Genomic DNA, 25,118 nt, shown 5'->3' on the forward strand with positions numbered 1-25,118 from the left:
GGCGGCGGTGTGGATCCGGCCGCCGTCGCGGACCAGATGACGCAGCTCGACGGCGCGGCCGTCCCGGGCCCGGCCGCGCCCGCAGGCCCGCCGCCGGCCCAGCCGCCGGCACCGCCCGCACAGCCGCCCGCACAGCCGCCCGCACAGCCGCCCGTCGGCAGCCCGGAGTACACGGCCTACGCGCCGACCGCGACCGGATTCCCCACCCAGGCCCCGCCGCCGCCCGGCGGCGCACCGGTCGGCCCGTACGACCCGGTCCCCGGTGCCCCGTACGGCGCCCCGGACGCCGGGCAGGCCTACAACGCCGGCGGCTACAACTACCCGCAGCAGCCCGGGTACAGCTACCCCGGCGCGCCCGTTGCTCCCGTCGCGCCCAAGCAGCGCAACCCCGTGATGCTGTGGGGCGGGATCATCGGCGGTGTGCTGGCGATCTCGATCGTGGTCGCCCTGGTCGTCCTGTTCAAGGGCAACGGCCCCGATCCGGCCCCGGACCCGGTCAGCACCGGCGCCACCGACAACGGCGGGACCAGCAACGGCCCCACCCCCGGCCCCGGTCCCAAGGGCGGCACCTTCACCGTCGCCTGGAGCGTCCCCAAGCCGGCCAACGCGGACAGCGCGAACCAGATGCTCGGCGTCTGGGGCACCGACAAGCTCGCCGTACGCGTCGACAGCTCGGGCATCAAGGGCTACAACCTGGCCGACGGCAAGGAGGCCTGGACCATCCCCGTCCCGGCCGGCAGCAAGGAGCTGTGCACCGCCTCGTACGGTGCCAACTCCAAGGGCGTCGCCGCCGTCTCCTTCAACACCGGTGACAGCGACTGCTCCACCGTCGGCGCCGTCGACCTGGCCCAGGGCAAGCTGCTCTGGACCGTCAAGGTCTCGGCCGACCGGATGTCCTCACCGACCCTCAGCGTCACCGAGAACGTGGTCGCCGTCGGCGGCAACACGGTCGGCGCCCTGAACATCGCCACCGGCCAGCCGGCCTGGCAGTACCAGCCGCGCGACAAGGACTGCATCCTGCGCGGCAAGGCGGCCGGCGTCCAGATCGCGGTCAGCGACCGCTGCTACGGCACCAGCGGCCCGAAGTCCCAGCTGGTCATCGTCAACGCCGAGACCGGCAAGCCGGCCAGCACCCCGGTCACCCTCACCGGCAGCATCGAGCAGGTCGACTCGGTCGTCCAGGACAAGCCGCTGGTGCTGCTGATGTCCAACGGCCCGCAGGGCGACTACATCCTGCCGTTCGACAAGGACAACAAGCCGGGCAACCAGATGTCCGTCAAGGAGCCCGGTTCGGACAGCCTGCGGCTCTCCGGCCAGGACGAGGCCCTCACCCGCAACGTCGTCAGCGGCACCACGCTGTACGTCCAGGTCAGCGGCAGCAAGTCGGGCATCAACGCCTACGACCTGAACACCGGCAAGCGGCTCTGGTCGGCCAACTCCGGCTCGACCAGCAACGACATGCGCCTGGTGGCCGGGACCGACAAGGACGGCAAGGTCCGCGCGATCGTCGACCAGGGCTACAACAAGCCCGCCCGGCTGGTGACGCTCTCGCCGGCCGACGGCTCGATGACCGACCTCGGCACCATGACGATGCCGACCAGCATGGGCATCGGCAGCAGCAGCTCCGAGTACCTGATCTCGGACGACGGCGCCGCCGTCTACGCGTTCCGCCGCTACAGCGCCAGCGACGGTCCGCTGACCAAGTGGAAGAAGTGACCCCGGGGTGACACCGGGGCCGGCGCCGGGGGCGTGACCCCTCGTCGCGAGCCACACGGGCGGGGCGGGTACGGGCTGATCGCCCGGGCCCGCCCCGCCCGTGATTATTCGGCCGCCCCGTCCGTTGGACGTGCGAGGATTCGGACCATCAGTCTGACAAAGGAGTGCAGCGAGTGCCCGGCACAAACCTGACCCGTGAGGAGGCCCGCACCCGGGCCGACCTCCTCCACGTGGACGCGTACGACATCGAGCTCGACCTCGGTTCGGCCCGCGACGGCGGTACCTTCCGGTCCACCACCGTGGTCCGGTTCACCGCCACCACCCCCGGCGCGGAGACCTTCATCGACCTCGTCGCCCCGAGCGTCGAGGAGATCACCCTCAACGGCGTGCGGCTCGACCCGGCGAGCTTCGTCGACAGCCGCATCCCGCTGCCGGGCCTGGCGGCCGAGAACGAGCTGCGGGTCGTCGCGAACTGCGCGTACACCAACACCGGTGAGGGCCTGCACCGGTTCGTCGACCCGGTCGACGGCGAGACCTACCTGTACACCCAGTTCGAGGTACCGGACGCCCGCCGGGTCTTCGCCACCTTCGAACAGCCCGACCTGAAGGCCGCGTTCGCGTTCACCGTGACCGCGCCGAAGGGCTGGGTCGTGGTCTCCAACTCGCCGACCCCCGAGCCGGTCGGCGACGGAGACACCCAGGTCTGGACGTTCGAGCCCACCGGCCGGATCTCCAGCTACATCACCGCGCTCGTCGCCGGCCCGTACGTCGGGGTCTTCGACACCTACGAGAACGGCGAGCAGAAGGTGCCGCTGGGCGTCTACTGCCGGCCCTCGCTGCGCGAGTTCCTGGACCCGGAGGCCGTCTTCGAGGTCACCAAGCAGGGCTTCGACTACTTCCAGGAGAAGTTCGACTTCCCGTACCCGTTCGCCAAGTACGACCAGCTCTTCGTCCCGGAGTTCAACGCCGGCGCGATGGAGAACGCGGGCGCCGTCACCCTGCGCGACCAGTACGTGTTCCGCTCCAAGGTCACCGACGCCGCGTACGAGGCCCGTGCCGCGACGATCCTGCACGAGCTCGCCCACATGTGGTTCGGCGACCTCGTCACCATGGAGTGGTGGAACGACCTCTGGCTCAACGAGTCCTTCGCGACCTTCGCCGAGGCCGTCTGCCAGGCCGAGGCCCCCGGCTCCAAGTGGCCGCACTCCTGGACCACGTTCGCCAACCAGATGAAGACCTGGGCGTACCGGCAGGACCAGCTGCCGTCCACCCACCCGATCATGGCGGACATCAACGACCTGGAGGACGTCCAGGTCAACTTCGACGGCATCACCTACGCCAAGGGCGCCTCGGTGCTCAAGCAGCTGGTGGCGTACGTCGGCCAGGACGCCTTCTTCCAGGGCGTGCAGGCCTACTTCAAGCGCCACGCCTGGGGCAACACCCGGCTCAGCGACCTGCTCGGCGCCCTGGAGGAGGCCAGCGGCCGCGACCTCAAGGCCTGGTCCAAGGCCTGGCTGGAGACCGCCGGCATCAACGTGCTGCGGCCCGCCGTCACCGTCAACACCGACGGCGAGATCGAGTCCTTCACCGTGCTCCAGGAGGCCCCCGCGCTGCCCGCCGGCGCCAAGGGCGAGGCCGTGCTGCGGCCGCACCGCATCGCGATCGGCCTGTACGAGCTGAACGGCGACGCGCTGGTGCGCACCGACCGGATCGAGCTGGACGTGAACGGCCCGCGCACCGAGGTGCCCGAGCTGGTCGGCCGGCACCGCCCGGCCGTCGTGCTGCTGAACGACGACGACCTCTCGTACGCCAAGATCCGGCTGGACGAGGACTCGATGGCCGTCGTCACCGAGCACCTCGGTGGCTTCACCGACTCGCTCCCGCGCGCGCTGTGCTGGGCCTCCGCCTGGGACATGACCCGCGACGGCGAGCTGGCCGCCCGCGACTACCTGTCGCTGGCGCTGTCCGGCATCGGGCGCGAGAGCGACATCGGCGTGGTGCAGTCCGTGCACCGCCAGGTCAAGCTCGCCCTCGACGCCTACGTCGACCCGGCGTGGCGCGAGGAGGGCCTCGACCGCTGGGCCGCCGCCGCGGAGGAACACCTGCGCGCCGCCGAGCCCGGCAGCGACCACCAGCTGGCCTGGGCCCGCGCCCTCGCCGCGGTCGCCCGTACGGACGGTCAGCTGGGCCTGCTCGCCGGGCTGCTGGACGGCTCGGTCGAGATCAAGGGCCTCGCGGTGGACACCGAGCTGCGCTGGACCCTGCTCACCCGGCTCGCCGCCACCGGCCGGGCCGACGAGGCCCTCATCGCCGCCGAGCTGGAGCGGGACAACACCGCGGCCGGCCAGGAGCACGCGGCCACCTGCCGCGCCGCCCGGCCGACCGCCGAGGCCAAGGCTGAGGCCTGGGCGTCGGTGGTGGAGTCCGACAAGCTGACGAACTATGTGCAGGAGGCCGTCATCGCCGGCTTCCAGCAGTCCGACCAGCGCGAGCTGCTCGCACCGTACGCGGCGAAGTACTTCGCGGCGGTGAAGGGCGTCTGGGAGACCCGCAGCCACGAGATCTCGCAGCAGATCATCGTCGGGCTGTACCCGGCCCTGCAGGTGACGCAGGAGACCCTGGACACGACCGACGCGTGGCTGGCCTCGGCCGAGCCGGCGCCGGCGCTGCGGCGCCAGGTCGTCGAGGCGCGGGCAGGCGTCGAGCGCGCGATCAAGGCCCAGGCGGCCGACCGTGCGGCGGGCGCCCGCTGACGGTGCGCGGACAGCCCGAAGGGGCGCCGGATCGTCCGGCGCCCCTTCGGGGTCGTGCGGGTCCTGGTGGACGTGGAACGTCCGGATGGACGTCGTGCGGGCCCGGTCGGGCCCGCCGGTTACTTCTTCTTGCCCTTGCCGTACGGCATACCGGCCAGACCGGCGATGATCGCGAAGGCGACGAGCGGGACCACCACGTACAGGCCGATGGTCTCACCGACACTCAGGCCGGAACCCGGGTCGTCACCGTCGTCCCGGGTGAAGGCCATGGCGGGCGACGACAGCAGCATCATCAGCGTGACCGTTGCGGAGACCGCGCCGGCTCGCAAAGCGTTCCTCTTGTCCACGTTTCCAACTTACCCGCCGCTTACGGGGGCGCGCGCGTCGGGGTCGACCCGACCGGGCGGGGGCGCCTGCGGCGGGCCGGGGAGGGGGCTGGGCGCGCCGGGCTCCCCCGGGTGGGGGTCTGCCTTCCACGGGCCCCCGCCGGTCAGCGGGAGGGGTTCCGGGGGCCGGGCGGGGCGAGGAGGTGGGCGAGCAGGCCTGCGGCGGGGGCGGCGGCGAGGCGTTCGAGGGTGACCGGGTCACCGGCGCCGTCGGCGACCGGGAGGCGCCAGTTCGGGTACTGGTCCCAGGTGCCGGGCAGGTTCTGCGGGCGCGGGTCGCCGACCAGGTCCGGCAGCCACACCCCGACCAGCTCCGCCGGGGTGGCCCGCAGGAAGCGGTACAGCACGGGCATCGACAGCGGCTCGTCCGCGTCGAGCAGCCCCAGCCCCGCCAGCTCGGCCCGCCAGTCCGCCAGCTCCGCCGCCGCCTGCTCCTGCTCCTCCCCGAGCGGACGGGCCAGCAGGCCCAGCCGGTGCCGCAGCTCGACGTGCTCACCGGAGAGCCGGGCGGCGGTGCTGGGCAGGTCGTGGGTGGTGAGGGTGGCCAGGCAGCCCGGCCGCCACCGGTCCGGGCCGAGGATCGCGCCGTCGGCCTGCCAGTCCCGCTCGAACCAGAGCACCGAGGTGCCCAGCACCCCGCGCGCCGCCAGCTCCTCCCGCACGCCCGGCTCCACCGTGCCGAGGTCCTCGCCGATCACCGCCGTCCCGGCCCGGTGCGCCTCCAGCGCCAGCACGCCGAGCATCGCCTCCGCGTCGTAGCGCACGTACACGCCCTCGGTCGGGGCATGCCCCTGCGGGACCCACCAGAGCCGGAACAGGCCCATCACGTGGTCGATCCGCACCGCTCCGGCGTGCCGGGCGGTGGCCCGCAGCAGCTCCGCGTACGGGGCGTAGCCGGCCTCGGCGAGCGCGTCCGGGCGCCAGGGCGGCAGGCCCCAGTCCTGGCCGTGGGCGTTGAAGGCGTCCGGCGGGGCGCCGACCGAGATCCCGCCGGCCAGCACGTCCTGCAGCGCCCAGGCGTCAGCACCGTCCGGGTGGACGCCGACCGCCAGGTCGTGGATCAGGCCGACCGGCATGCCCGCCCCGCGGGCGGCCTGCTGGGCCAGGGCGAGCTGCTGGTCGACCTGCCAGGCGAGCCAGCAGTGGAACTCGACCCGCTCCCCGAGCTCCTTCTCCGCCTGCTCCACCTGTGGGCCGTCCGGGTGACGCAGGCCCTTCGGCCAGTGGTGCCGGTCCGCGCCGTGCACCTCCGCCAGGGCGTTCCACAGCGCGTGCCGGCGCAGCCACTCGCCCTCGCGGCGCCGGTACGCCTCGTACTCGGCCTGGCGGCCGGGGCCGCGCGGCACCGTGTGCAGCAGCTCCAGGGCCTCGCGCTTGAGCCGCCACACGGCGTCCCGGTCGATCAGCGCGTCGTGGACGAGCACCTCGTCGCGCAGCCGGGCCGCACGGCGGGCCAGCTCCTCGACCTGGTCGCGCCGCCCGCCGTCCAGGTACGCGTACTCGGGGACGGCCTCGATCCGCAGGTGCACCGGGTCGGCGAAGCGGCGCGAGGACGGGCGGTACGGGGAGGGGTCGGAGGGGGCGCCGGGAAGGGCCTGGTGCAGCGGATTGATCTGCACGAAGCCCGCCCCGAGGCCGGCCCCCGCCCACCGGGTCAGCTCGCCGAGGTCGCCGAGGTCGCCCATGCCCCAGGAGCGCTCGGACAGCACGGAGTACAGCTGGGCGAGGAACCCCCAGCTGCGGCCGGGGAGTCGGGGCAGCCGCTCGGGGGCGACGATCAGCGCGGCCCTCGCCCTCCTGTCGCCGCACTCCGCCGTGAGCACGTGGCGCCCCAGCGGGAGGTCCCCCGGCACCCAGTGCGAGTGCCCCTGCGGCAGCTCCCAACTCCCCCCGTCCTCCAGCTCCACCCGCAGCCGGGCGTCCGCCGGCACGTCCAGCGCCGTCCGCCTCCCCTGCCGGACCACCACGCACGGCGGCAGCAACCGGGCCTGCTGCTCGGCCCGGTGACGCTCCAGCGCCTCCCCCACCTCCTGCGACGTCCCGGCCGCCACCCCCATCGCCGCCAGCACCGCGACCAGCGTCCGCGCCCCCACCTGCCCGCCCGGCCCCGGATACCGGGTGTCCACCCCGTACGCCTGCGCCAGCGCCACCAGTTCGGCGGGCGGCGGCGGAGCATCCTGCGCCGGCACCTGCTCGGCTCCGTCACTGTCGTGGTAAGCGGCCACTCGCGGCTCCTGCGATGTCTCGGCAACGCCCGGTCGGAACAGCCACAGTCCTACCCGCGTGACACCACGATCACCCAGCGCGACACGGGGCCGGGCGTCCGTGTCGTGCTCCGGCCGACGGGTCCATCGACCCGGCCTTCGCTGAACTCGGCGGTGCCGCCTGCTCCGCCGCACTTCTGAACTCCGGGATCTGAGCAGGCGACAGGACCCGTGCCGCCGATCGACGGCGCGGGCCCGACGCGTGATGGAGGCGGTCCGGGGCAGTCCCACGGGCTGCCCGGGCAGAGCGACAAATAGGGGCAAGGCAGTCATAGCCGTCGGCGACGTTGACACCGGATTGGCCAGCTGGTGGGGTTGCGGACGATGTGGTCGTGGCCTGGCGAGGAGGCTCCTGTGCAAGCCCGAGTGTCCGTTGCGGCCGGGCGGCGGCTGCGGTCGCAGCTGGAGCAGAGTCCGGCGTTGCGGGAGGTGTTGCAGCACCCTGCGGCGGTGGTGGCGCGGCGGGCCACGGCGCGGACGTGCCGTCAGCTGGCGCCGCGGGCGGCGGACCGGCTGATCGCCGACCTCAAGGGGACGGAGCCGCTGTTGGCGTCGGTGCGGGAGGAGCGGACGGACCGGGCCGCGGGGCGGCCGGGGCGGCGGACGATGCAGATCGCGGCCGGGGTCGCGGCCGCGGCGGTGGTCGGCGGGCTGCTGGCCGGCTCGTTGCCGTCGACGGCGCACGCGGCGCCCTCGGCGCCGAACGTGGTGAGCACCGCGCCGCAGACGCCGCTGGGCAGCGTGACGGACCCGAAGGTGTTCCCGAAGCCGCAGGAGCAGACGGTGGCGGGCAGGCCCGTCGCGGTGCCGTCCGCGGTGACCCTGGTGACCGCGCCCAAGGTGGACCTCGGCGCGGTGCGGGCCGTCCGGGAGGTGCTGGAGGTCGCCGGGGCGGGCGAGGTGACGCCGCAGCCGGACGGCGGGACGCCGGCCGCCGGCGCGCTGGTGGTGTACGTCGGCGGGCCCGGCGAGGGTGCGGACGGCCAGACCGGCCGGGTGCTGGGGCAGCTGGCGGCCGCGGCGGGCGGCAAGGAGGGCGCCGCGCCCTCGACCGCGGGGATGCCGGCCGGAGGGTACGTGCTGTCGGCCGGTCAGCTGCCCGCCCAGGGCGGCGGGACGTACGGCGCCGTGGTGCTGGCCGGCGTGGACGCCACCGGCACCTTCTACGCCGCGCAGAGCCTGCGTCAGCTGCTGGCCGCCGTACCGGCCGGGCAGGGCCAGGCGCCGGGTGCGGCCGGGCTCGGCCTGCCCGGGATCACGCTGCGGGACTGGCCGACCGGCGCGCCGGTGCGCGGCACCGCGGAGGCCTTCTACGGCACCCCGTGGACCGCGCAGCAGCGGCTGGAGCAGGTCGACTTCCTGGGCCGCTCCAAGCAGAACTTCTACCTCTACGCCCCCGGTGACGACCCGTACCGGCTCTCCCGCTGGCGCAACGCCTACCCCCAGGCCCAGGCCGAGGAGCTGCGCGAGCTGGGCTTCCGGGCGCGGCAGAACCACGTCACGCTCGGCTACGCGATCGACCCGGGGCAGTCCCTGTGCTTCAGCTCCGGCAAGGACGTGGACGCGCTGGTGAACAAGCTGGACGGGCTGCGCAAGCTCGGCTTCACCGCCTTCCAGCTCCAGTTCCTGGACGTCAGCTACGACGAGTGGCACTGCGGCGACGACCGCGACGAGTACGGCACCGGGCCGGCCGCGGCCGCCAAGGCGCAGGCCGCGCTGGTGAAGAAGGTGCAGGACCGGCTGATCGCGAAGAACCCGGGCCTGGCGCCGCTGTCCGTCGTCCCGACCGAGTACCACCAGCAGGGCTCCACCCCGTACCGCAAGGCGCTGGCGGCGGCACTGCCGGAGGGCGTGCAGGTGGCCTGGAGCGGGGCCGGGGTGATCCCGGAGAAGATCACCGGCGCCCAGGCCTCGGACACCGCCGGGCTGTACGGGCACCCGCTGCTCACCATGGACAACTACCCGGTCAACGACGCCACCCCGGACCGGCTCTTCCTCGGCGCCTACACCGGGCGCGACCCGGAGGTGGCCACCCGCTCGGCGGCGCTGCTGACCGGCGCGATGCAGCAGCCGGTGGCCTCCCGGATAGCCGTCTCGACGGCCGGCGACTTCGCCTGGAACCCGGCCGGGTACCGCCCGGAGGAGTCCTGGCAGGCCGCCGTGCGTTCGCTGGCCGGGCCGACCGGCGCCGCCCCGACGCCCGCCGGGACGGCGCTGTCCGCGGTCACCGCGCTGGCCGGGAACAGCGCCTCCTCGCCGCTGTCCAAGCAGGAGTCCGGCTATCTGACGCCGCTACTGGAGCGCTTCTGGGCGGCCGCCGAGCCCACCTCCGGTGCCGCCCCCGACCTCGCCAAGCTGGTCGAGGCCGCCGCCCCGCTGCGGGACGCCTTCGCCACCATGGCCACCGCCCAGCAGACCCTGGCCGGCACCCCGGCCACCACCCAGCTGGCCGGCGAGGCCGCGCCCTGGCTGGGCCCGCTGCGCGACTACGGGCTGGCCGGGCAGGCCGCCCTCGACATGCTGCTGGCGCAGCGCGGCGGCGACGGCACGGCGGCCTGGAAGGCCCGGGTCGAGCTCAACCGGCTGCGCGAGCAGCTGGACCGGGCCCCGGCCACCGTCGGCGCCGGGGTGCTCGGCCCGTTCCTGGAGCGGGCCGTGCGCGCCGCCGACAACTGGTCGGGCGTGGGCGGCGGCGCGGTCACCCCGACCAGCACCATGGGCACCGCGCAGGACCACCTGCCGGCGCTGATGGCCGACGGTCTGGCCGACACCTTCTACTGGAGCTCCGCTCCCCCGCAGCCCGGCGACGCGGTCGGTCTGGACCTGGGCGCGGGCCGCCCGGTCAGCGGCGTGACGGTGCTGATGGGCGGCTGGGGCAACGGCCCGGACGCCCGGACCGCCGCGGACGACTACATCCGCGACGGCGTGCTGGAGTACTCCACCGGCGAGGGCGGCTGGAAGCAGCTCGCCACCGTCAGGAACCAGAAGACGGTCAGCGCCCAGCTCCCGCCGGGCACCGTGGTGCGGGCGGTGCGGCTTCGGGCCACCGCCGCGCAGAAGACCGCCGTCGCGGTGCGCGAGTTCACCGTCACCGCCCCGGACGACTCCCCGGCCAGCGTCAGCGGCGGTCCCGACGCCGCGCCCGGCTCCTCCGCCGCCGCCGTGCTGGACGGCAACCCGGACACCGCGTACCGGGCCGCCAAGGCGCCGACCGCGCAGGACGAGCCGCTCGTCGTCGAGCTCGGCGCGGCCCGTCCGCTGGACCGGCTCACCGTGCTGACCGACCCGGCCGTGCGCGCCACCGCCACCGTCGCGGTGCGCCGGGCCGACGGCACCTGGGCCGACATCGGCACCGTGCAGCCCGGCTACAACGAGCTGCCGGCCGGCGGGCAGGCCGCCGACGCGTTCCGGCTGACCTGGCGGCCCGGCGGCGACCCGCCGGTGGTCAACCAGGTGATCCCCTGGTACGCGGACGCCCCGGCGGCCCGGCTCAGCCTCTCCGACGCGGCCCTGGACGTGGTCACCGGCGCATCCGCACCGGTCCAGACCCGGGCCACCGTGGAGGCCGGCCGCCCCGAGGGCACCACCGGCGAGCTGCGCACCGAGGTGCCGGCCGCCGCCAAGGGCCTGACCGTGACCCCGGCCGGCCCGGTGAGCGTGCCGCGCGGCGGCCGGGTGGGCGTACCGCTGCTGGTCAGCGCCGCCGCGGAGACGCCGTCCGGGACGTACCGGGTGCCGGTGCAGTTCGTGGCCGGCGGCACCACCGTCCGGCAGGTGCTCCAGGTGCACGTGGTGCCGCCCACCGGCGGTCCGGACCTGGCGGTCGGCGCGAAGGCCACCTCCTCGGGCGACGAGACGGCGGGCTTCCCCGCCTCGGCGGTCACCGACGGCGACCCGAAGACCCGCTGGTCCTCGCCGGCCAAGGACGACGCCTGGGTGCGGCTGGAGCTGCCGCAGGCGACCCGGCTGGGCGCGGCGGTGTTGCACTGGCAGGCCGCGTACGCCGCCTCGTACCGGATCCAGGTCTCGGCGGACGGGAACAGCTGGACCGACGCGGCGACGGTGGACAACGGCAAGGGCGGCGACGAGACGGTGCGCTTCGACGCGCCCGGGGTCCGGTACGTCCGGGTGCAGGGCGTGGCGCGGGCGACCAAGTACGGCTACTCGCTGTGGGGCGTCGAGCTGTACGCCGTGACCACGCCGGCCACGCCGCAGCCCCCGGCCGGCCGGACCGCCCAGCCCGGCGGCGCGCCGGGCACCCAGGCGGCGCCCCCGGCGACGGGCGGGGCCGCGACCAAGCCGTAGCGGCCCGGGAACGCGGCGGGCCGCCGGCTCCCCGGTGCGGGGGGCTCGGCGGCCCATGAGGCGCGTACCGACGGTGTGACGGGCGGGCCCTTGTGGAGCTGGGTCAGGCGGAGAGCGGTTCGGGCTGCTCGCCGCGGCGGACGGGGGCCGGGTGGGCGGGGTGCGCCCGGCCGAGCGGGACGGGGTGGGCCGGCTGCTCGGTGCGGTCGTGGTGCTCGTACTCGCCCCACTGCGGGGCGCGCAGCTGGTCCGCGCCGCCGTAGGGCTCCAGGTAGGGCCGCCACCGCGGGTCCTTGATCCCGGTGCCGATGATGCGCCAGGCCAGGCCGCTGGGCGGCGCGGGTGGTCGCTTCATCCGCCATCCGAGTTCGGTGAGGTGGCGGTCGGCCTTGGTGTGGTTGCAGCGGCGGCAGGCCGCCACCACGTTGTCCCACCGGTGCTGGCCACCGCGGCTGCGCGGGATGACGTGGTCGACGCTGGTGGCGGCGGCCCCGCAGTAGACGCAGCGGCCGTGGTCGCGGGCGAACAGCGCCCGGCGGGTGAGCGGGACGGGCCCGCAGAACGGGACCCGCACGAAGCGGGTCAGTCGGACGACGGACGGCGCCGGAAGGGCGCTGGTGGCGCTGTGCAGAGTGACTTCCGAGTCCTCCAGGCTGACCGCCTTGTGGTTGAGGACCAGGATGAGTGCGCGGCGCATCGGTACGACGCCGAGTGGCTCGTAGGACGCGTTGAGGACCAGGACATGCGGCACGGATGCCTCCTTGGACGCCTGCGGCGCGTGGCTCGCGCCGGGACGAGCGGTTGGATCGCGCCACTCGTGCGCGATCTCCCCCAGTGTCGCCTTACGCCTTTGTACGGCGCCACCACTCCTGTGTAACGGACCTTGCGGGAACTCCGGGTGTGGTCTCGGTCATAGCCGGTATGCCCGGGGGAAGGTCGGGTTGCACCCGGGTGGCGGTGCGGCCCGCCCCGGGAACCCTGCCGGGGGTCCCTCCGGGGGCACGGATCGGCCGTCCGGAGCAGTGCCCCGACTGGCCCGGACGGCCTCGGAGTCCGGGTGCGGGGGGAGCGTACGGGTGCGTTGACGGGGCGTTCGGTACGTTCCGTACGCCCTCGACCACCCTCACGGGAGGTTCCCGGCGCGTCCCGGCGGGCGTCCGGCGGCGGATAGGCTGACGCTCACGGTCCGCGGGCCGCTCCTCGGCGGTGCGGGCCCGCCACGCACGCCAGCCAGGAAGGTCCGCACGTGTTCAGCTCCGGTGCCACCGGTCCGTCCGACGCGTCCTCGACGCTCACCACCCCGACGCCGGCCCCCAGCCCCACCGCGCAGCTGCCCGAGCTCGACCTGCGGATCCCGACCAGCGCGCAGGAGGTCTCGGACACCACCCGGCAGGCCGCCAGCTGGTTCGACACCCACTGGCAGGGCTGGCTGGCCTCCGGGCTGCGGATCGTCTTCATCATCGTGCTGGCCCTGGTGCTGCGGGCCGTGGTGCGCAAGCTCATCACCCAGCTGATCGGGCGGATGGCGCGCACCTCCGAGCACCAGGAGGAGAGCCGGCTGGGCGGGCTGCTGGCCAACACCGGGGTGGTGAACCCGGAGCGGCGCCAGCAGCGCTCGGAGGCGATCGGCTCGGTGCTGCGCAGCGTGGCCTCCTTCTCCATCCTGGGCACGGCGGCGCTGATGGTGCTCTCCGCGCTGGGGGTGAACCTGGCGCCGCTGCTGGCGAGCGCCGGTGTGGCCGGTGTGGCGATCGGTTTCGGCGCCCGCAACCTGGTCACCGACTTCCTCTCCGGGGTCTTCATGATCATGGAGGACCAGTACGGCGTCGGCGACGAGATCGACACCGGGGTGGCCACCGGCACCGTGCTGGAGGTCGGCCTGCGGGTGACCAAGCTGCGCGGCGCGAACGGCGAGATCTGGTACATCCGCAACGGCGAGGTGAAGCGGATCGCCAACATGAGCCAGGGCTGGGCGACCGCCTCGGTGGACGTGCAGGTCGGGTACAAGGAGGACCTGGTCCGGGTCGAGGAGCTGATCCTGGCGACGGCCGAGGAGATGGCCAAGGAGGCCCCGTACGACGAGCTGATCTGGGCCCCGGTGTCGATCCTGGGCGTGGAGTCGGTCGCCTCGGACTCGGTGGTGGTGCGGGTCGAGGCCCGGACGGCCCCGGGCAAGGCGGCCTCCGTCTCCCGGGCGCTGCGCCAGCGGCTGAAGGTGGCCTTCGACCAGGCCGGGATCAAGGTCAAGGAGGAGCTCCCGGCGGCGGCCGGGGCGACCGGCGTGGTGATCGCGCCCTCGCCGGTGCCGGCCGCCGAGCAGACCGCACCGTCCGCGCTGGCCGACCCGGCCTCGCCGCGCTACCGGGCCACCGAGCCGATCCCGGCGAAGGGGGCGGACGACCCGGCGAAGCCGTAGCGGTCCGGCGACCCGGACCCGTCCACGAGGCCCCGCTCCCACCCGAGCACGGTGGGGGCGGGGCTTCGCGCTGTCCGAAGGCCGTAGGTAGGCCGTCGGGGGCGCTGGTCGGTCAGTGGGGAGCGGGACGGGCGTATCAGATCGGCTGAACACACCTCCCCTTCCGAGGAACCGGCGGGAGGTTCGTGAGCATGCGAAGAGCCTGATCACGTGCGCGAAAGCCGAAGCTGATGAGGGTGATGCTCTCTCCGACACTGAGCGGCGTCCGGCCGTGCGGCGTGAGTGCGCCGTCGAATACGACGCAGTCACCCACGCCGAGGTCGCATTCGAGATAGCCGTCGGCGTTGATGAACACGGTGGTGCTAACCGTGGGCACACCGGTGCGGCGAGCGTGCTTGAGGCAGAGGATCAGGTTGGCCTCACCGAAGCCGGACTCGTCAACATGGAAGTCGAGGAACTGCCCTTCCTCGTAGCCGATGTAAACGCCGGTGTGTGGCTGCTCGACTTCCAGACCGGTGGACCGTCCTACGACTGCGGCGAGATCGATCCGTGCGGCGAACCGGTTCGCGGCGTCGCCGACGGGCGCGTTCCACTTGCCGTTGTGCAGGTATCCGCTGGCGGCGACGGCCTTCTCGGCCTCCACTGCCATAGCGGCGATCAGCTCAGCGGGAAACGACTGATCACACAGGTGGCGCGGGTGCACGCGCTGGTGTGCGGCGAGTCCGCGCACAGCGTCCCGGAGAGTAGGGAAGCCCTCTGCCCACCGGGCCGGCGTCTTGGCCGTGGTGTGGGACTGGAGCCATGAGGTCCACTGACCGCTCCACTGACTCGGTGCCACAATGTTCGCTGCTGATCCGGCGACGTCGCCAAGCAGCAGCTCGACCCGGTCGAGTGCGGCCTGCGTGGACTCGACCAGCTCGGTATTCCCCTTGGCGATCCGCAGCCGCATCGCTTCTTGAAGGCAGGCCTGGGCACCCGCGAGGTCGCCACGCTCCATCAGGTGCTTGCCGGTGTGCTGAAGCGCGAAGTCAACGAGTTCCGGGTGCTGGCTTCGCGCGGTGTTCAGCGCGCTGCGGTAGAGCGCGTCCGCAGTCCGCGCGTCACCGGCGTAGCGGTGCGCGTCGCCGAGGTTGAGCCCGGTGGCGACGACGGCCCGGGTGTTGCCGATCGCCGCGGCCAAGTCGAGCGACTGCCGGAGGAACGCGCGGGCCTCCTCGTGGTGGCCCAGGCACATCTGGCCGATGCCGATCCACCTGGTCAGAACCCGAGCACGCGCGGGGTCATCCCCCTCGGGCAGGGCCCGCAGTTCCTCGTGGAGTCGGCCGACCGCAGTGGTCAGTTCGTTCCGGTCGGTGGGGACCATACGCAGGCCCTCGTCCTGGGCGATGAGGTGTTGGAGCACTGGACCTTCCCTCGTTCGGTTCTGCTCAGCGTGGCGCTACAGCTGGTCGGTCTGGTGACGCAGGTCGGCCAGCAGCTCCACCCCATGTGGGGAGAAGTGCTCACGCAGGAGTTCGAGTTCGCGCATGAGGTACCGGACGGCCGGCAGGCCCTCGTCGTAGGCGCTCTGGAAGCTCGCGCGCTCGGTGAGCGTCAGGTCGTCACGGCACAGTTCGGACTGGCGGAACCGCAGCAGCTGGTTGTACACGCAGGTCGCGTGGAAGGCCCTGTCGATCTCCCAGTACTGGTTGCGGCCCTCTCCTTGCCCGGCCCGCCACTTGATCTCGATCTTGGGAGAAGTCTTGGACGAGTACCCGTCGACGAATACCTGGCGCTGGAGGACGTGGAAGCTGATCGACTGGTGCACGCCTTCGTGCAACAGGTTCTCCGCCAGGAAGAGGGGGGACGGCTGCTCGCTGACCGTGTTCGGCGGAATGTGGCGGCACGCCTTGTCAGAGAACGTGATGATGTACGGGAGCGCCGGGTCGCTGGAGCTGGTCAGCGAGGACGTGTGGACGCCCGGCTTGAGGCCCACCCACAGCAGCCCCCGAACGAACCCGCGCACGCGGGCGAACCCCTCGGGGTGGACCAGCGACAGACGGTCCAGGGCCTGAGTCAGCGCCGTGCGGCGCTCGTCGGTGTGCTGGACGATCTCGTAGTCCATCAGGTTGATCTCGTCAGCGATCTCGCCGTGAAGTACGGCATCGAACCAGCCGAAGGTGGCGCCGGCCACGGTCACGGATTCACTGCGAAGAGAACGGGCGTGCTCCGCGTAGGGGGTGCCCGACTTCACCAGGCGCTCCATCAGGGCGAACGGCAAAGCCAGCTCGGCGCCCTCCTCGCGGAGCCGGGTCAGCACCGGATCCTTCCGATCGAGGTCGAAGAAGGAGCCGGCAGGGACGCAGGGGGCGATGACGGTCTTCAATGCGGACTCTCCTTGGTTGGGGTGTGCGACGCCGAGCGGCGGGTCGGCTCGGATGGGTCACCCGCGCCGACCCGCCCATGCCGTCAACTGACCGGCATCAGTCGGGGACTACGGTCAGACCTCGGCACCCACCGGGGCGAAGTCACCGTCGGGGACGGAGTGGTCCAGGCGACGGGTCAGGGACTCAACGCCCACCTCCGGGGCGAAGTCGCCGTCCGGGACCGAGTGGTCCAGGCGACGGGTCAGGGACTCAACGCCCACCTCCGGGGCGAAGTCGCCGTCCGGGACCGAGTGGTCCAGGCGGCGGGTCAGGTTGGTGACCTCCGGGTCCGGCTCGATGGTGACGGTGCTCATGTACCTCTCCAATCGGGTTGGCCTCTGCTCGCCCGCACCCGGGCGAGCAGTCTTGCGGGGTGGTGCGGTCCGGCCCGGAAGAAGGCCCTTTCCGACAGGCCGGGGGCTTGTGGGGCGCCCGAAGGCGCGGGTGTCGGCCAGTAGCGGCCGGAGGCGATCAGCGCTGTTGCCAGCGCTATGAGGACGAGCAGCGAGAGCGTGCAAGCGACAGCGACCGGCCGGGGGCGAGGACCCCGCGAGCCGCTTGTTCGGCAGCCTCCCGGTAAGCATCCCGGCCGTCGTCCACGAGCCGTCGAAGACCGTCAGCCTGCACCAGCCTCACTCGACCCCTCTGCGGGCAACGCAGTTGTGACAGGGGCAAATGGCGCCGCTCCCTCCGTCTCAGGGCATCTGGTGACATGTAGAGACGGTAGGGAGCAGCGGGATGCGCAGTCGACGAACTTGCTTGAGCTTGCTCGCATTCACCCGAGCGCGTTGATGGCTCCAGTGATGAGCGATCTTGCCTCGGCACCGTAGACAGCGATGCTGGCCAGCTCGGAGAATGCCTGGCCGTACTCGGAAATCTCGGCCGGCTGGGTGATGGTGAGGTGGGCGGAGACGAGCTCGACGTTCACCTGCGCATCGTCGTAGATGGTGAAGGACTCAACCGGCCAGCCGGCGCCCCTGGTGGAGCCAAGGGGAATCACCCCAAGACTCACCGACGGGAGGGAGCCGACGGTGATGAGATGGCCGAGCTGACCGACCAGGATGTCCGGAGTGCCGATGACGGTCCGCAGCACCCACTCCTCGATCAGGATGGCGAACCGGTGGTCTCCCATCTGCAACACCTTCTGCCGCTCCATTCGCACGGCAACAGCGGCGTCAACATCGTCGGGAGTGCTGCGCAAGGAAACGATCGTGCTCAGCACTTCGCGCGTGTAGGCCGCTGTCTGGAGCAGACCGGGAATGACCCACGACTGGTACATCCGGAATCGCCGCGTGCGCTCGAAAAGGGGGCGCACGGACTCCTGAGCCCGTTTGAGGCCGGCGCGCTCAAGGCGCCGCCACTCGACGTACATTCCCTCGATGTTCCGGGCCGTCGCGATGAGGTCTGCTGCCTGATCCGGGACCCCGCAGATGGCCGTCCAGGCATGGAGGTCGGCCTCCGATGGCATCACCCGGCCGCTCTGGATCTTGGAGCACTTCGATTCATGCCACCCAGCAGCTTCGGCCAGCGCCCGCGCGCTGAGTCCGGAGTCTCGCCGGATGTCGCGCAGACGCTGGCCGAGGGCCTGCTTGGCTTGCTGAACGCTGGACGACGCGGACACGGTCAGCGCAGCCGGAAGTCCTCGTGCGGGACCGCCCGTTCCCAGACGGCCTCGAAGGCGGAGGCGCAGAGCTTCACGGTCTGCGGATCGGTGGTGACCTCGTCGTCCACGAAGTTGCCGTCACCGCTGAAGTGGTGGACCAGGAGAAGCTGTCCGTCGATCAGCCAGAAGTCGTTGCCCGGAAGCGCCAGGCCAGTCGCCTGCCGACGGGAAAGCCATCTGACCTGCTCACCGGAGGCGACGTTCCGGAACGTGATTTCGTGCTCGAACCGGATGTACTCGCTCACCGGTTCCGAGACGACCCGCGCGCGCCGCACCTCAACCCCGCGGCTCGTGGCTTCCTCGATGAGCTGCAACCAGGGGCTCCACCACGCCGGGCGGTCGGCAGGGTCGTCGCGCTGTCCGCTGAGCCAACGGAGGAACAGCGGGTCGTCCCGCATGTATCCGTCGCGCATCTCCAGGTGGAGAGCTGAGCGGGTGCAGGTCCGCAGCAGATCCTCAAGCGATGGGACTGCTGCCACCGTTCACCTCCGGGAAGAACTGCATCATGCGCTTGGGGAATTCGATCACGGTCTCGTGCCCGGGGATGTCCATCTGCGCGAGACGTTCCGGGTCGAGCACCTTCCAGCCCTGGAGGATGTAGTTGCCCGTCACGTCGTCGAAGTAGACCGTCGGCGACTTGCCCTCGGGGCTGTTGGGGTCTTGTCCGAGCTTGTGCAGTGCCATGGTGGGCCTCCTAAGCGGGTCGGAGTCGATCGCCTTGAACGATCTTGCCGTACAAGTCGCCACTCGCACCATGAACTTGCTCGAACTTGCTCTGGCCTTCCGCTACGACGACCACTTGGCCGTCAACCCACTGCCCTACCCCAGGTGAGTGAACGCCAGCAGCTGGTTCTACAACTACGCTCACAGCTTCGGATCCATGTCGGTCTTGCGGTCCAGACTCATTCGAGGGGCCTGCATAGTCTGCGAAGCCTTGGGTGTGTGCCCAGCGGCCTTGCAGCGGCGCGGCAAGCTCGCTTGCTCGCTGTCATCCGTTCCGGCCCAGAAGTTCGGCAGTTCCCCCATCGCTTCTCGGTCCGCACAGGCGGGCCGCTCAAGGAGGAACTACCTTGTCAGGTGGTCGAACTCACCTTCCTTGATGCCGCATAGGAGGGCGCGGAGTCCGCCGGGCGTTGTGGTGATGACGACGTCGGGCTCATCGCTTTCGCGGAGTTTGATGCTGCGGTCGGGGCCTGCGGCAAGGTAGAGACAGTTGGCCGACTCGGAACTGTAGCTGGACTTCTGCCAGTTGAGATCTGACATGGCGCTTCCTCTCAGGTTTCCTTTTCGATACGGGCAATGAGATCACGCGACTTCGCCGGGCTGATGGCACAGGCCTCCATGAGATCCAGAACCTTCTGGTACTTCACCAGTTGCGCATGGGCGTCAAGGAACTCGGAGCCGTGGTATGTATCGAGCTGCACGGTGTCGAGCTGGGGCACGACCTCGGAGCAGTAGACGATGGACTGCCCGGAGCCGGGGAACGTTCCCGCACCGAAGGGAATCACGAGGACGGATACGTTCTCACGGGTGCTCGCCTCAATGAGGTGCCTGTGCTGGGCGCGGGCCACGGCCGGCCCGCCGAACCCCATCCGCAGGGCTGCCTCATGGACGATCGCTGTGAGCGGGATCGCCCGCTGGCCGTAGACGACGGCCTGCCGCTTGATCCGGTACGACACCCGGTGCTCCACGTCGGGTGGCGTCAGAGGCGGTACGACATTGCTGGCGAGCACACGTGCGTGGTCGGCGGTCTGAAGCAGGCCGGGGATGTGGATCACCGAGGCGATGCGCATCGCCGTGGCGTGGTGTTCCGTTTCAGCAAGATCGAGCATGTTCGGCGGCAGGATGTCGCGATACTCCTCCCACCACCCCCGAGTCCGCCTGCCTGTCATACCGGCGAGAGCGTCGATCAGGCTCTGATCCGTGCATGCGTACGCCCGAGCGAACGCGCGGACGCGCTCCGCGCTCACCGCGTAGCGGCCCGCTTCGATTCGGCTCATATGGCCCTGGTTCACACCGACGAGAGCTGCGGCGGCAGTTGAGCTGAGCCCGGCGTTCTCGCGAAGTTTGCGCAGCTCAAACCCAAGGCGCTGCTGCCGCAACGTCGTGGCGCCACTCGATGCCATCGCGATCCTCTCATTCACTGCCAAGAGTGATATGGCAAGTCTTCAATGGACTACATGGAAACTATGCCACGTCGGCGCTACCGTACGACATGGATCAGCTACTGAAGGTGCTGGCCGTTGGCTCAACCATGCCTTGAGGCAGGAGACTTCCATGCCAACCGGGTGCCGCCGAGTTGGACCGGGCCGAAGCTGCCTGACCTCCAGCCTACGGACGCGCCTGTCGACGCAGGAGCAGGCGTGAGGGGATCGCAAGGGAAGGGATACGGCAGGCCAGGACCTTGGGCCCGAGCCCGCCCGATTTGCGTTGGCCACTTGCTTTCCCCTGGTTTCGGGCGGCCCGGCCGTTGTCGGCCGGGCCGCCCACCGATCGCCGTAATTGCAGGTCGGGCCAGATGGGGGCGCTCCGTTCGCGGCAGGGTGGGTGGGTGGGTGGATGAGGCGCCCAACGTCTGGGCGGGCCCGCGTCCAACGACGCGGGCCCGCCCTTCTCATCCGTTCCTTGCTCACCTGCATTGCGCTCCGTTCCGCCGCGATCACGATCGCGGCGGAACGGCGAAAGAAACTGTGATTGCCCCACAGTCTTCCCACCCTCTGTGCAGGAAGTCGGTCTGGCCGACTTCCTGCACAGAGCGGCCGGACACTGCCGTCGCCGCACCCCAGGGCCTCTCTTGAGTATTCTTCAGAGGGGATTTCATCCCTGATTCATGCGCTCTCGTCCCACTTCGCCCATGCCTGAGGTTTCTTTGGCTGTCGCTCGTCAGTGCCGAGGAGCGACAGCCAATTCCTGCATAGGCTGGGAGCCCTGATCGGGGGAGGTGAACTGTTGTCAACCGGCCTATCTGCTGCTTTCCGACGCCGGCTTCCTCGCTGGAGGAGGCCGGCGCCCTTCTTCTCTCCCTTTACTCCCCCCCTGCGATCGCCCACCTTGCAACCTGGGCGAGGCGGGCGATCGAGTTCCTGCGGCCCTCCTCTACTAGCCTCGGGTCATTCAATCGGTTTTTGGTGGCGACTCCCCTCGACCCACCGAGGATTGATGTCGCCCCTCGGCGCACCGAGGGGCGACATCACAATTCCCACCTTCATAATTTCACTCATAAGTGTATCGCCCCTCCTTGCCGAGGAGGGCGACACGCTTTTTTAAGTTTCTTTTTGAACGCTGGGCAAGGGCGAGCCCCGCCACCGCGGGGGCGGGGCTTCGCGCTGTCCGGTAACGCTTCGGCATCCTCCGCTCCACCCACCATTGACACCCCGCCGACACGGCCCTTACGGTCCTTCCCAAGCGACTGGAAAGTTTCCTAACAGTTCGCCCGAAGCCAGCCCGCTCCCCACGCCGGCGCCACCCGCGGGCCATCCCGAACAGCCGAAAGAGGAGGATTCCGGGCATGACCAAGAGCACCGCCAAGGCCCCCCTCGCCGGCACCCCCAGCCTGCTGCGCGCCATCAACGACCGGGCCGCCCTCGAACTGCTGCTGGAGAACGGGCCGCTCTCGCGCACCCAGATCGGCGCCCTCACCGGGCTGTCCAAGCCCACCGCCTCCCAGCTGCTGGCCCGGCTGGAGGCGGCCGGGCTGGTCCTGCCGGTCGGCACCACGGCGGGCGGCCCCGGCCCCAACGCCCAGCTGTACCAGGTGAATCCGGCCGCCGGGTACGTCGCCGGACTGGACGTCACCAACAGCGAGATCCGGGTCGCCGTCGCCGACATCACCGGCACCACGCTGGCCGGGCACACCGTGCCGACCAAGGGCGTCCCGGCCGCCGGGACAGTCCCGACCGTCGCCGCCGCGGTGGCCGAGGCGGCGCGGGCCGCCGGAATCCCCGAGGGCGGTCTGCGCACCGCCGCGATCGGCGTCGGCGGCGCCCCCGACCCCGTCACCGGCAAGCTGCGCTACGCCTCCCACCTGCCGGGCTGGCACTCGCCGCGACTGGTCGAGGAACTGACCGGGGCGATCGGCGCGCCGGTGTCGATCGAGAACGACGTGAACCTGGCCGCCGTCGCCGAACGGTCCTCGGGTGCGGCGGCCGGCTTCGAGGACTTCGTCCTGCTCTGGGCCGGGGCGGGGGTCGGCGCGGCGATCGTGATCGGCGGGCGGCTGCACCGCGGCTTCACCGGCGGAGCCGGGGAGGTCGGCTACATGCCGCTGCCCGACTCGCCGGTCGAGTGGGACGCCCGCCGCCGCAAGTTCGGCGGGTTCCAGGCCCTGGTCGGCGCACCCGCCGTCCGGGCCCTGGCCCGTGAGCACGGGCTCGGCGCGGCCACCGCGCAGGAGTCCATCGCCAAGGCGCTGGCCACCCCGGGCGCCGGCGACGCCTTCCTCGCCGAGCTGGCCGGGCGGCTCGCCGTCGGGCTGGCGGTGATCGTCGCCGTCGTCGACCCCCAGCTGGTGGTCCTCTCCGGCGTGGTGCCGAGCGCGGGCGGCGAGCGCCTGCGCGCACTGGTCGAGGACGAACTGGCGCGGATCTCCATCGCCCGTCCGGAGGTCCGCAGCAGCGCCCTGCCCGGCTCACCGGTCCTGCTCGGCGCCCTGCAACGTGCCCTGTCCGACGCCCGCGAGGCGGTCTTCTCCACCCACTGACGCTCCCCCTGTCACCTCGCTCCCTGCACCCACCTCTCCCCTACCCCCGAACGCGGGACCCGAGGCAACGAGGCCTGCCCGCGCACCCCCAGGAGGATCCCGAAGTGCACGCCACCACCTCCCGCAGAGGCCGTCGCACCATCGCCGCCGTCGCCAGCAGCGCCGTCCTGGCCCTGCTCGCCTCCGCCTGCACCGGTTCCAGCGACTCGGGCGGCAGCGACGACTCGGCCAGCGGCAAGGACGTCACCATCACCTTCTGGCACGGCTGGAGCCAGGAGAACGAGATCAAGGCGATCAACGACAACATCGCCGCCTTCGAGAAAGCCCACCCCAACATCCACGTCAAGGCCGTGGACAGCCTCGCGGACGACAAGGTCAACCAGGCCCTGCGGGCCGGCGGCGCCGACGCGCCGGACGTGGTCTCCTCCTTCACCACCAACAACGTCGGCATGTTCTGCTCGACCAAGGCCTTCGTCGACCTCAAGCCGATGCTCCAGAAGAGCGGCATCGACCCGGCCAAGACCTTCCCGGCCACGATGCTCGACTACACGCAGTTCCAGGGCAACCAGTGCTCGCTGCCGCTGCTCGGCGACGCCTACGGCCTGTACTACAACAAGAAGGCCTTCGCCGCCGCCGGCATCGCCCACCCGCCGAAGACCTTCAGCGAGTTCGCCGAGGACGCCGCCAAGCTGACCGTCGCCGACGGCGACTCGTACAAGCAGCTCGGCTTCATGCCGCTGTACCACGGCTACGAGAACACCACCGAGCACTTCCTCGGCCAGTACGGCCCCACCTACTTCGGCTCCGACGGCAAGTCGAACATCGCCACCGACCCGAAGGTCGCCGCGATGTTCAGGTGGCAGAAGGGCCTGGTCGACCAGCTCGGCGGCTACGACAAGCTGGAGAAGTACCGCGCCACCTTCGGCGAGGAGTTCAGCGCCAAGAACCCCTTCCACACCGGCCAGGTCGCGATGATCCTCGACGGCGAGTGGCGCACCGCCTCGCTCGCCAAGGACAAGCCCGACTTCGAGTGGGCCACCGCCGCCTTCCCCGTCCCGGACGACCAGGCCGGCACCTACGGCCGCGGCTACCAGACCGGCACCATCGTCGGCATCGCCAGCACCAGCAAGAAGCAGGCCGCCGCCTGGGAGTTCGTCAAGTACCTGACCACGGACACCGACGCGGTGGTCGGCTTCGCCAACGCGATCCACAACGTGCCGAGCACCTTCGAGGCGCTCAACTCGCCGAAGCTGGTCAGCGACGAGAACGTCAAGACCTTCCTGGACGTCGCCAGGAACGCCGACTCCACCACCACCCCGCCGGCCGTCAACGGCGGCAGCTACATCATCACCCTGCAGAACCTCGGCTACGACTACGAGTCCGGCAAGCAGACCGACCTCCAGGCCGGCCTGGCCGCCACGGCCAAGCAGATCGACACCGACATCGCCCAGGCCAAGTAGGCCCGGAACGGTCCACGGAGCTCCCATGTCACTCGCGTTCGGCACCCGCAAGGGAAACGACGAGGCCGACGCGGGACCGACCGGCCCGGCGGCGCCCTCCACGCAGCACCTGCTGCGCCGGAAGCGCCGCCGGGAGGCGGCCCGCACCCTCGCCTTCCTCTCCCCCTGGCTGATCGGGTTCAGCGTCTTCTTCGTCTACCCGCTGGTCTCCACCGCCTACTTCTCCTTCACCTCCTACAACGGCTTCGGCTCCCCGACCTTCAGCGGCCTGAAGAACTGGGACTACGTCTTCAACCAGCTGCCGACCTTCTGGCAGGGCCTGCGCAACACCCTGTGGCTGGTCGTCGTCATGGTGACCCTGCGGGTCGCCTTCGGCCTGGGCATCGGGATGCTCATCACCAAGGTCAAGACCGGCGCCGGCTTCTTCCGCACCGCCTTCTACCTGCCGTACCTGGCCCCGCCGGTGGCCGCGACCGTCGCCTTCGCCTTCCTGTTCAACCCCGGCACCGGCCCGGTCAACCACCTGCTCGGCGAGCTCGGCCTGCCGCAGCCCGGCTGGTTCGCCTCCGAGGACTGGTCCAAGCCCGCGCTCACCCTGCTCGCCATGTGGGGCATCGGCGACCTGATGGTCATCTTCATGGCCTCGCTGCTGGACGTCCCCAGGGAGCAGTACGAGGCGGCCGAACTGGACGGCGCCGGCCCGTTCCAGCGGTTCCGGTACGTCACCCTGCCGAACATCTCGCCGATCATCATGTTCGCGGTGGTCACCGGGGTGATCCAGACCATGCAGTACTACACCCAGGCGATCGTCGCCGGGAAGGTCGCCAGCGGCATCGCGGGTGGCTCCGGCCAGCCGTTCGAGCCCGGCTACCCGGGCGGCTCCACCTGGACCCTGCCGCAGATGGTCTACAACCTCGGTTTCCAGCGCTTCAACTACGGCGCGGCCTGTGTCGTCGCCCTGGTGCTGTTCGCCATCTCGATGGCTGTCACCTCGATCCTGCTCCGCCGCCGCTCCGGCTTCATGGCGAGCGACGACTAGCGGGCCTGTGAG

At 71.4% G+C, this 25,118-nt stretch carries 17 protein-coding genes and 1 pseudogene; 7 read left to right on the forward strand and 11 right to left on the reverse strand.

The window, feature by feature from the left end:
* The first annotated feature begins 9 nt into the window (after nt 1-9).
* Together ACIRRH_RS13170 and pepN are read left to right on the forward strand one after the other, a co-directional pair.
* Entirely contained in the window at nt 10-1,716 is a 1,707-nt protein-coding gene (locus tag ACIRRH_RS13170) for a PQQ-binding-like beta-propeller repeat protein (protein ID WP_403066063.1), read from the forward strand.
* Nucleotides 1,717-1,889: 173 nt separating this feature from the next.
* Complete coding sequence (pepN, locus tag ACIRRH_RS13175) at nt 1,890-4,469, forward strand: aminopeptidase N (RefSeq protein ID WP_403066065.1); 2,580 nt, start codon at nt 1,890-1,892, stop codon at nt 4,467-4,469.
* Between the two features lie 119 nt (nt 4,470-4,588).
* Here the strand turns inward: pepN and ACIRRH_RS13180 are convergent, their stop codons facing one another.
* Both ACIRRH_RS13180 and malQ read right to left on the reverse strand, forming a co-directional pair.
* Nucleotides 4,589-4,816 carry a hypothetical protein gene (locus ACIRRH_RS13180; RefSeq protein ID WP_403066067.1) on the reverse strand — a complete coding sequence of 76 codons (228 nt, stop codon included), beginning with the start codon at nt 4,814-4,816 and terminating at the stop codon, nt 4,589-4,591.
* 143 nt (nt 4,817-4,959) lie between these two features.
* Nucleotides 4,960-7,080, reverse strand: a complete 2,121-nt coding sequence (malQ, locus tag ACIRRH_RS13185) for a 4-alpha-glucanotransferase (protein WP_403066069.1) — start codon at nt 7,078-7,080, stop codon at nt 4,960-4,962.
* A 393-nt stretch (nt 7,081-7,473) separates the two neighbouring features.
* Here malQ and ACIRRH_RS13190 point away from each other — a divergent pair, with 393 nt between their 5' ends.
* Nucleotides 7,474-11,424, forward strand: coding sequence for a beta-N-acetylglucosaminidase domain-containing protein (locus tag ACIRRH_RS13190; protein WP_403066071.1), 3,951 nt, complete (start codon nt 7,474-7,476; stop codon nt 11,422-11,424).
* A 241-nt stretch (nt 11,425-11,665) separates the two neighbouring features.
* Here ACIRRH_RS13190 and ACIRRH_RS13195 read toward each other — a convergent pair.
* Nucleotides 11,666-12,175: pseudogene (locus ACIRRH_RS13195) on the reverse strand (HNH endonuclease); the annotation flags it as partial.
* Between the two features lie 495 nt (nt 12,176-12,670).
* On the opposite strand from ACIRRH_RS13195, the gene ACIRRH_RS13200 reads away from it, so the two are divergent.
* Nucleotides 12,671-13,840 (forward strand): mechanosensitive ion channel family protein, encoded by a 1,170-nt coding sequence (locus tag ACIRRH_RS13200; RefSeq protein ID WP_403066073.1) that lies wholly within the window; start codon nt 12,671-12,673, stop codon nt 13,838-13,840.
* A 136-nt stretch (nt 13,841-13,976) separates the two neighbouring features.
* On the opposite strand, the gene ACIRRH_RS13205 is transcribed toward ACIRRH_RS13200, so the two are convergent.
* The 8 genes from ACIRRH_RS13205 to ACIRRH_RS13240 all read right to left on the reverse strand — a co-directional run bounded on the left by ACIRRH_RS13205 (nt 13,977) and on the right by ACIRRH_RS13240 (nt 20,034).
* Nucleotides 13,977-15,242: a hypothetical protein gene (locus ACIRRH_RS13205; protein ID WP_403066075.1), complete on the reverse strand. Its 1,266-nt coding sequence runs from the start codon at nt 15,240-15,242 to the stop codon at nt 13,977-13,979.
* A 36-nt stretch (nt 15,243-15,278) separates the two neighbouring features.
* Complete coding sequence (locus ACIRRH_RS13210) at nt 15,279-16,205, reverse strand: hypothetical protein (RefSeq protein ID WP_403066076.1); 927 nt, start codon at nt 16,203-16,205, stop codon at nt 15,279-15,281.
* 114 nt (nt 16,206-16,319) lie between these two features.
* Complete coding sequence (locus ACIRRH_RS13215; RefSeq protein WP_403066078.1) at nt 16,320-16,559, reverse strand: hypothetical protein; 240 nt, start codon at nt 16,557-16,559, stop codon at nt 16,320-16,322.
* Between the two features lie 461 nt (nt 16,560-17,020).
* Nucleotides 17,021-17,872 carry a helix-turn-helix domain-containing protein gene (locus tag ACIRRH_RS13220; RefSeq protein WP_403066279.1) on the reverse strand — a complete coding sequence of 284 codons (852 nt, stop codon included), beginning with the start codon at nt 17,870-17,872 and terminating at the stop codon, nt 17,021-17,023.
* A complete protein-coding gene (locus ACIRRH_RS13225) occupies nt 17,869-18,387 on the reverse strand; it encodes a DUF6879 family protein (RefSeq protein WP_403066080.1) in 519 nt (172 codons plus the stop codon). The genes ACIRRH_RS13220 and ACIRRH_RS13225 overlap by 4 nt, the downstream gene beginning before the upstream one ends.
* Nucleotides 18,365-18,592 (reverse strand): hypothetical protein, encoded by a 228-nt coding sequence (locus tag ACIRRH_RS13230; RefSeq protein ID WP_393026035.1) that lies wholly within the window; start codon nt 18,590-18,592, stop codon nt 18,365-18,367. Before ACIRRH_RS13230 ends, ACIRRH_RS13225 begins: the two co-directional genes overlap by 23 nt.
* A 381-nt stretch (nt 18,593-18,973) precedes the next feature.
* Nucleotides 18,974-19,171 carry a DUF397 domain-containing protein gene (locus tag ACIRRH_RS13235; protein ID WP_403066082.1) on the reverse strand — a complete coding sequence of 66 codons (198 nt, stop codon included), beginning with the start codon at nt 19,169-19,171 and terminating at the stop codon, nt 18,974-18,976.
* An 11-nt stretch (nt 19,172-19,182) separates the two neighbouring features.
* Nucleotides 19,183-20,034, reverse strand: coding sequence for a helix-turn-helix domain-containing protein (locus tag ACIRRH_RS13240; protein ID WP_403066281.1), 852 nt, complete (start codon nt 20,032-20,034; stop codon nt 19,183-19,185).
* A 1,382-nt stretch (nt 20,035-21,416) separates the two neighbouring features.
* On the opposite strand from ACIRRH_RS13240, the gene ACIRRH_RS13245 reads away from it, so the two are divergent.
* The 3 genes from ACIRRH_RS13245 to ACIRRH_RS13255 all read left to right on the forward strand — a co-directional run bounded on the left by ACIRRH_RS13245 (nt 21,417) and on the right by ACIRRH_RS13255 (nt 25,106).
* On the forward strand, nt 21,417-22,607 hold the full coding sequence (locus ACIRRH_RS13245) for an ROK family protein (protein ID WP_403066084.1): 1,191 nt from the start codon (nt 21,417-21,419) through the stop codon (nt 22,605-22,607).
* Nucleotides 22,608-22,711: 104 nt separating this feature from the next.
* Nucleotides 22,712-24,067: an ABC transporter substrate-binding protein gene (locus ACIRRH_RS13250; RefSeq protein WP_403066086.1), complete on the forward strand. Its 1,356-nt coding sequence runs from the start codon at nt 22,712-22,714 to the stop codon at nt 24,065-24,067.
* A 25-nt stretch (nt 24,068-24,092) separates the two neighbouring features.
* On the forward strand, nt 24,093-25,106 hold the full coding sequence (locus ACIRRH_RS13255; RefSeq protein WP_403066088.1) for a carbohydrate ABC transporter permease: 1,014 nt from the start codon (nt 24,093-24,095) through the stop codon (nt 25,104-25,106).
* The last annotated feature ends 12 nt before the right edge of the window (nt 25,107-25,118 follow it).

It is taken from the genome of Kitasatospora sp. NPDC101235, from assembly GCF_044767505.1.
Taxonomy (GTDB): domain Bacteria; phylum Actinomycetota; class Actinomycetes; order Streptomycetales; family Streptomycetaceae; genus Kitasatospora.

Bases quoted from the DNA above. Each gene is read 5' to 3' on its own strand.
- ACIRRH_RS13255 (WP_403066088.1), top strand. From the start codon at position 24,093: ATGTCACTCGCGTTCGGCACCCGCAAGGGAAACGACGAGGCCGACGCG.
- ACIRRH_RS13235 (WP_403066082.1), bottom strand. From the start codon at position 19,171: ATGTCAGATCTCAACTGGCAGAAGTCCAGCTACAGTTCCGAGTCGGCC.
- ACIRRH_RS13240 (WP_403066281.1), bottom strand. From the start codon at position 20,034: ATGGCATCGAGTGGCGCCACGACGTTGCGGCAGCAGCGCCTTGGGTTT.
- ACIRRH_RS13230 (WP_393026035.1), bottom strand. From the start codon at position 18,592: ATGGCACTGCACAAGCTCGGACAAGACCCCAACAGCCCCGAGGGCAAG.
- ACIRRH_RS13215 (WP_403066078.1), bottom strand. From the start codon at position 16,559: ATGAGCACCGTCACCATCGAGCCGGACCCGGAGGTCACCAACCTGACC.
- ACIRRH_RS13245 (WP_403066084.1), top strand. From the start codon at position 21,417: ATGACCAAGAGCACCGCCAAGGCCCCCCTCGCCGGCACCCCCAGCCTG.